This window comes from Micromonospora craterilacus (assembly GCF_003236315.1).
GTDB classification, from domain to species: Bacteria; Actinomycetota; Actinomycetes; order Mycobacteriales; family Micromonosporaceae; genus Micromonospora; species Micromonospora craterilacus.
In genome coordinates this window covers 1-5956 of sequence record NZ_POTY01000326.1, presented here as the reverse complement: position 1 = coordinate 5956, position 5956 = coordinate 1, and the positions used below count along the sequence as shown (strand labels likewise).

5 protein-coding genes are annotated in these 5956 nt (G+C 74.0%); 1 reads left to right on the top strand and 4 read right to left on the bottom strand.

Going from position 1 to position 5956, the window contains the following annotated elements; genetic code table 11:
• Positions 1-1537 (top strand): endonuclease/exonuclease/phosphatase family protein (locus C1I95_RS31180; protein ID WP_111219331.1); only part of this gene is annotated, 1537 nt, incomplete at its 5' end.
• Positions 1538-1655: 118 nt separating this feature from the next.
• On the opposite strand, the gene C1I95_RS31175 is transcribed toward C1I95_RS31180, so the two are convergent.
• The 4 genes from C1I95_RS31175 to cofC form a co-directional block, all read right to left on the bottom strand.
• Positions 1656-2534: an NUDIX hydrolase gene (locus tag C1I95_RS31175; protein ID WP_111219329.1), complete on the bottom strand. Its 879-nt coding sequence runs from the start codon at positions 2532-2534 to the stop codon at positions 1656-1658.
• 131 nt (positions 2535-2665) lie between these two features.
• Positions 2666-4963, bottom strand: a complete 2298-nt coding sequence (locus tag C1I95_RS31170) for an RNA degradosome polyphosphate kinase (protein ID WP_111219327.1) — start codon at positions 4961-4963, stop codon at positions 2666-2668.
• A 54-nt stretch (positions 4964-5017) separates the two neighbouring features.
• Positions 5018-5215 (bottom strand): cold-shock protein, encoded by a 198-nt coding sequence (locus C1I95_RS31165; protein WP_199523991.1) that lies wholly within the window; start codon positions 5213-5215, stop codon positions 5018-5020.
• A 17-nt stretch (positions 5216-5232) separates the two neighbouring features.
• Entirely contained in the window at positions 5233-5859 is a 627-nt protein-coding gene (gene cofC / locus C1I95_RS31160) for a 2-phospho-L-lactate guanylyltransferase (protein ID WP_111219323.1), read from the bottom strand.
• Positions 5860-5956: the final 97 nt, after the last annotated feature.

Below are 5956 nucleotides of genomic sequence, written 5' to 3'. Positions count from 1 at the left end.
GGCCGCTGCCGCCCGCGGCCCGGTGTCGACGGCCTCGGCGTCCGGCGGCCGGGCCTGGCTGCTCGCCGGGCCGGCGCTGCTGCTGGGCGGCATGGTCGCGCTGTCACCGGCGGTCGCCAGCACCGCGATGTCGTTCTGGTACGGCGAGTCCGGCACCGCCGGACCACCCCCGTTCGCGCTGGCTCCCCTTGGCCTAGCGGCGGCGCTGTTCGTGTTCGGCGCGCTGACAACGCCCCGCCCCCGGTGGCGCCTGCTGCCGCCGGTGTCGCTGCTGGCCGGGGCCCTGCTGTTCGGATACGGGCCAGCGCCGCTGCTCACCTTCGCCATGCTGCTCGCCGCGGCGGGCCTGGGCGGCTGCCTCGCAATGGCCGGCACCGCACCGGATGCCGCCGACGGCACCGAACGGGCCGCGTCCCGACGGGCGTACGCGGCGGTCGGCGGGATGCTCGCCTTCGCCGTGGTGGCGGTGCTGTACTACGCCGCCTACGACCTCGGCTACCCCAACGGCTGGCTGCCCGCCGTGGTGGCCGCCCTGACCGGCGTGGTCGCGTCGGGTGGCCGCCTCCGGACGCCGCAGGTTGCGGCGGAACCCTCCGTCACCGCAGGGTCGGCCGGCACGGCGGAACCCTCCGTCACCGCAGGGCCGGCCGGCACGGCGGAACCGCCTGCTACGGCGGAACCGCCTGCTACGGCGGAACCGCCTGCTACGGCGGAAAACCTCGGCACGGCGGGGCTGCCCGCGGGGCCGGTGGCGCTGCTGGCCGCCCTCGTCGCCTTCGCCGCCGCGTGGGCGCACGGGCCGTGGCTGGTGGCGAGCAACCGGGAGGGACCGCCGGAGCAGTTGCGGCTGGTGGCGTACAACATCCGGATGGGCTTCGGCCTCGACGGCCGGCTCGACCTGGCCGCCCTCGACCGCGCGGTCGGCCGGGCCGATGTGGTGCTGCTCAGCGAGGTCGACCGGGGCTGGCTGCTCAACGGCGGCCACGACACCCTGCACCTGCTCGCCGCCCGGCTGGAGATGCCCTACGTCTTCGCGCCGGCCGCCGGCCCGCTCTGGGGCGACGCGGTGCTCAGCCGCTGGCCGGTGCAGCGGGCCCGGACCCGCGCGCTGCCCGCCGTGGGCGCACCCACCGGGGCGCAGGCGCTCGGCGTCACGGTCGACTTCGGTGACGGCGTGCGGCTGGCCGTGGTGAGCACCCACCTGCAACCACCGCCCGGCGAGGACCCGGTCGTCCAGGCCCGCGCCGTCGCCGAGTTCGCCACCGGGTACGCCGACGGTATGCCGCTGGTGGTCGCCGGTGACTTCAACACCGAGCCGGGCGACCCGGCGTTCACCGCGCTCACCGACGCCGGCCTGGTCGACGCGTTCGCGCCCGTGCGTCCGCTGCCCACCAGCCCGGCCGACGACCCGCGGGAGCAGATCGACCACATCTTCGTCTCACCCGGTCTGGTCGCCACCGATCCCGTTGCGGTGCCCAGCACCGCCAGCGACCACCTGCCGGTCGCCGTCACCCTCACCCTGCCGACCAGTGCATAGCTCCCTTTGCTCTGCTTCAACGGACGCAACGGCTGTCGTCGGTGACCGTTGCGTGGGTTGAAGCAGAGCAAAGGCGCCGGTGCGGTGCTCCTCTTCCCGCTGCCCGGATGACGCCCCCTCAGAGCCGGTCGGCGGCAATGAATCGGTCGCCGGTGAAGGCGAGCAGCCAGCCGCCGCCCTTGCCGGTGGTGTAGTCGGCGCACTGCCCGGCGAGCCGTTCCAGGGCACCCGGGATCACCTTGCCCTGACTGCACACCGCGGCCGGCTCGCCGGCCGCCGCCAGCGCGGTCAACCGCGCCGCGGCAGCCAGTACGCACTCGTCGGGCTGCTGGCCGGCGCGCGGCTCGTCCAGGTCGCCGCTCACCTCGATCGGCAGGTCCAGCGACGCGGCGGCCGGGTCGAGGGTCTGCACACACCGGCGCGGCGAGGCGGAGAGCAGCCGGGCCGGGCGGATCAGCGCGATCAGTGGCGCCAACGCGTACGCCTCGGACCAGCCCCGGGCGTCCAACGGCCGTCCCGCGTCCGGACCGGACCAGGCCAGTCGATTGCCGGCGTGCCCGTGCCGGACCAGCAGCATCGTCGCGGTGACCCGGGGCAGCGCGGCGAACGCGGCCAGCACCTCCGCGTCGTGCGGGTAGCTGACCAGCTTCATCGCCTCGTCCACGGCCAACCAGCGCACCTCGTCGACCTCGGTGTCGGGCTCGAACCCGCCGGTGCCCACCGCCCGCATGGACCAGTAGTCGACCACCTTGAGCCGGCCCTCGCTGCGGTACTGCACGGTCGGCAGCCGCAGCTCGGGCACCGCCTGGGCGTCGGCCTCCTCGGCGACCTCCCGGGCGGCGGCGAGCAGTGGATGCTCGCCCGGTTCCAGCTTGCCCTTCGGCAGCGACCAGTCCCCGTACCGGGGGCGGTGCACCAGGCACACCTGGAAACCGCCGTTCGTGGTCGGCCGCCACACCACCCCGCCGGCCGCCCGGATCGCGGTCACGCCAGCCACCGGGTCCGGCGCCGCCGGGTGACCGTCGCGCTATCCGGAGCGGCGGGGGAGAGGTTGGGCAGCAGCCACTCGGGCTGCACCGCGAGCTTCCGTTCCTCCTCGACCACCTGCCCAGCCTATTCCCGCGCCGCTCAGCCGGCCTTGCTGCCGACGCGACGCAGCAGCAGATCCTGCAGGTGGGCCAGCGGTGCCTCCGGGGTGCCGGTACGCCGGGTCCAGGTGCCGTCGCCGCCCAGCTCGAACGCGTCGATGTCGGGACTCATCGCGGCGCCGAGGACCTGGTCCAGTTCGGCCCGCGCCACCGGGTCGCTCACCTGGACCAGCGCCTCGACCCGCCGGTCCAGGTTGCGGTGCATCAGGTCGGCCGAGCCGATCCAGAACTCGGCGTCGCCGTTGTTGCCGAAGCGGAAGACCCGGGAGTGTTCCAGGAACCGGCCGAGGATCGAACGGACCCGGATGTTCTCCGACAGGCCGGGCACCCCCGGCCGTAGCGTGCACATCCCCCGGATGATCAGGTCGACGTGCACGCCGGCCCGGGACGCCCGGTACAGCGCGTCGGTGATCTCCTCGTCGACCAGCGCGTTCACCTTGAACTGCACGAGCCCCGGCATGCCGAGCCGGACGTGCGCGATCTCCCGTTCGATCCGCTCGATCAGGCCGCTGCGGATGCCCTGCGGCGCCACCAGCAGCCGCCGGTACGCGGTCTGCCGGCTGTAGCCGGTGAGCACGTTGAACAGGTCGGTCAGGTCGGCGCCGATCTCCGGGTCGGCGGTGAGCATGCCGAAGTCCTCGTAGAGCCGCGCGGTCTTCGGGTGGTAGTTGCCGGTGCCGATGTGGCAGTAGCGCCGGATCTGGTTGCCCTCCTGGCGTACCACCAGGGCGGTCTTGCAGTGGGTCTTGAGACCGACCAGGCCGTAGACCACGTGGCAGCCGGCGCGCTCCAGGGTCCGGGCCCAGCCGATGTTGGCCACCTCGTCGAAGCGGGCCTTCAGCTCCACCAGCACCACCACCTGTTTGCCGGCGGCGGCGGCGTCGACCAGTGCGTCCACGATCGGCGAGTCACCACTGGTGCGGTAGAGCGTCTGCTTGATGGCCAGCACGTTCGGGTCGGCCGCGGCCTGCTCGACGAAGCGCTGCACGCTGGTGGCAAACGAGTGGTACGGGTGGTGCACCAGCACGTCCCCGTCGCGCAGGGTGGCGAAGACGCTGCGCGGCACCTCACCCTCGGTGAGCCGGGGGTGGGTTGCCGGGACGAACGGCGGGTCCTTCAGGTCGGGCCGGTCGGCCTCGCCGTACAGCTGCCACAGGGCGGAGAGGTCGAGCAGGCCACGGACCCGCAGCACGTCCTGGGCGTCCATGTCCAGTTCCCGGACCAGCAGCTCCAGCATGTGGTCGGAGATCGACGCGGCCACCTCCAGCCGCACCGGCGGGCCGAACCGCCGGCGGGCCAGTTCCCGCTCCAGGGCCTGGAGCAGGTCCTCGTCGCGGTCCTCGTCCACCTCCACCTCGGCGTTGCGGGTGACCCGGAACAGGTGGCACTCGACCACCTGCATGCCGGAGAAGAGCTGGCCGAGGTGGACCGAGATGAGGTCCTCCACCGGCAGCATGCGGACCCCGGGCTGGTCCCGGTCGACCCGGACGAACCGGGGCACGTTGTTCGGCACCTTCACCCGGGCGAACAGTTCGGGGCCACCGTCCGGGTCGCGTACCGACACGGCCAGGTTGAGCGACCGGCCCGAAATGTACGGAAAGGGGTGGGCCGGGTCGACCGCGAGCGGGGTGAGCACCGGGAAGATCTGCTCCCGGAAATAGGCACGCAGCCGCTCCCGTTCGGCGTCGCCGAGGTCGGCCCAGCGCAGCACCCGGATGTCCTCGGCGGCCAGCTTCGGCAGCACGTCGTCGACGAAGCAGGCGGCGTGCCGGGTCACCAGGGTGGCCGACTTCTCGGCGATCAGCTCCAACTGGGTACGCAGCGGCAGCCCGTCGCCGCCGCGTACCGGCAGGCCGGCGGAGAGCCGGCGCTTCAGCCCGGCCACCCGGACCATGTAGAACTCGTCAAGATTGCTGGCGAAGATGGCCAGGAACTTGGCCCGTTCCAGCAGCGGATTGCGCTGGTCCTCGGCCAGCGCCAGCACCCGGGCGTTGAAATCGAGCCAGGACAGCTCCCGGTTGAGGAACCGGTCCTCCGGCAGGGGCAGCCCGGTCGCCGACTGGTTTTCGGCGGGTTCCGGCAGGCCCGGCTCGGCGACCGGGTCCAGCACCTCCTCCAAGCCGGCCGAACCGGCCGCCGGGTCAGTGCCGGCCACGTCGTCGGGCATCGGTCGAGGGGTGCGGAACCGCCCGTCGGCCCCGCGAGGGCGGCCTCCGTTGCGGCTGGCGGGGTCGTCGGAACCGGCAGGGCTGGCGGGGCGTTCGCGAGGGGTGCTCACCCGCTCATAATCACCCGATTCCGGTTAACGCAAAATGAACTTGGGCTGGGTACGTCAGGACATCGTCGGCAGCGTCACGCGGACGACGTCACCATCGGCGTCGGTTTCGACCCGGACCCGCTGGCCGAGCCGGAGCAGCCGGAGCCCGGAGGCGTCGAAGGCCCGAGCGGGGAAGGACAGCTCGGTGCCGTCGTCGAGCAGCAGGAGCCCGCTGCGGGTCGCCGCGTCGAAGGTCGCCACCGTGCCCTGCATGCCCAGCACCGTACACGTCAGCGGGCGAGGCAGCCGGCCAGCGCCGTGGTTCGCGGCCCGAGCCCGAGCCGGAGCGCCGCGGCCAGGTCGCCGGCGGTGTCGACGTCGCGACGCAGGCTGGGCCAGTCGCCGGTCAACGGGTGCGCCCCGCTCGCCAGGTGCGCCGCGGCCGAGTCGGGCCCGAACCGCGGGTCCAGCGGTATGCCCGGCGGTGCGGCCAGCAGCACGGTGCCGGTGCCCGGCGCGTCGGCCACGAACCGGCGTACGCCCGGCGGGCCGGCCTGCGCCGCGCGCAGCGCCGCCGCCAGCTCGTCCGGGCGCAGGGCGGGCAGGTCGGCGGTGAGCCCGGCCACCCAGCCGCCGGCGCCGGCCGCGCCGTGCCGGAACGCGGCGTTGAGGCCGGCGTCCGGGACGTCCGGCAGCACCCGGGCGCCCGCCCGGCGGGCCGTCGCGGCCACCCGGGCGTCGTCGGTGACCACCAGCACCTCGGCCACCCCGGAGCAGGCGCGCACGGCCTCCAGGGTGTCGGCGGCCAGCGCCAGCGCCAGCTCCTCGTGGGGTACGCCCGGCACCCCGCCACGCAGCCGGCTCTTCGCGGCGGTCAGGCGCTTGACCGGCACCACCGCCGTCCATGGCTGACTCACGCCTGCCATCCTGCCAGCCCGACGGCGGTACCCTCACTGGCCGTACCAGGGGCGAGCAGGCATGATTTCGGCTGCGGGCGTCACCGGACTTCTCCGG

Bases quoted from the DNA above. Each gene is read 5' to 3' on its own strand.
- C1I95_RS31165 (WP_199523991.1), bottom strand. From the start codon at position 5,215: ATGCAGGGCACGGTGGCGACCTTCGACGCGGCGACCCGCAGCGGGCTC.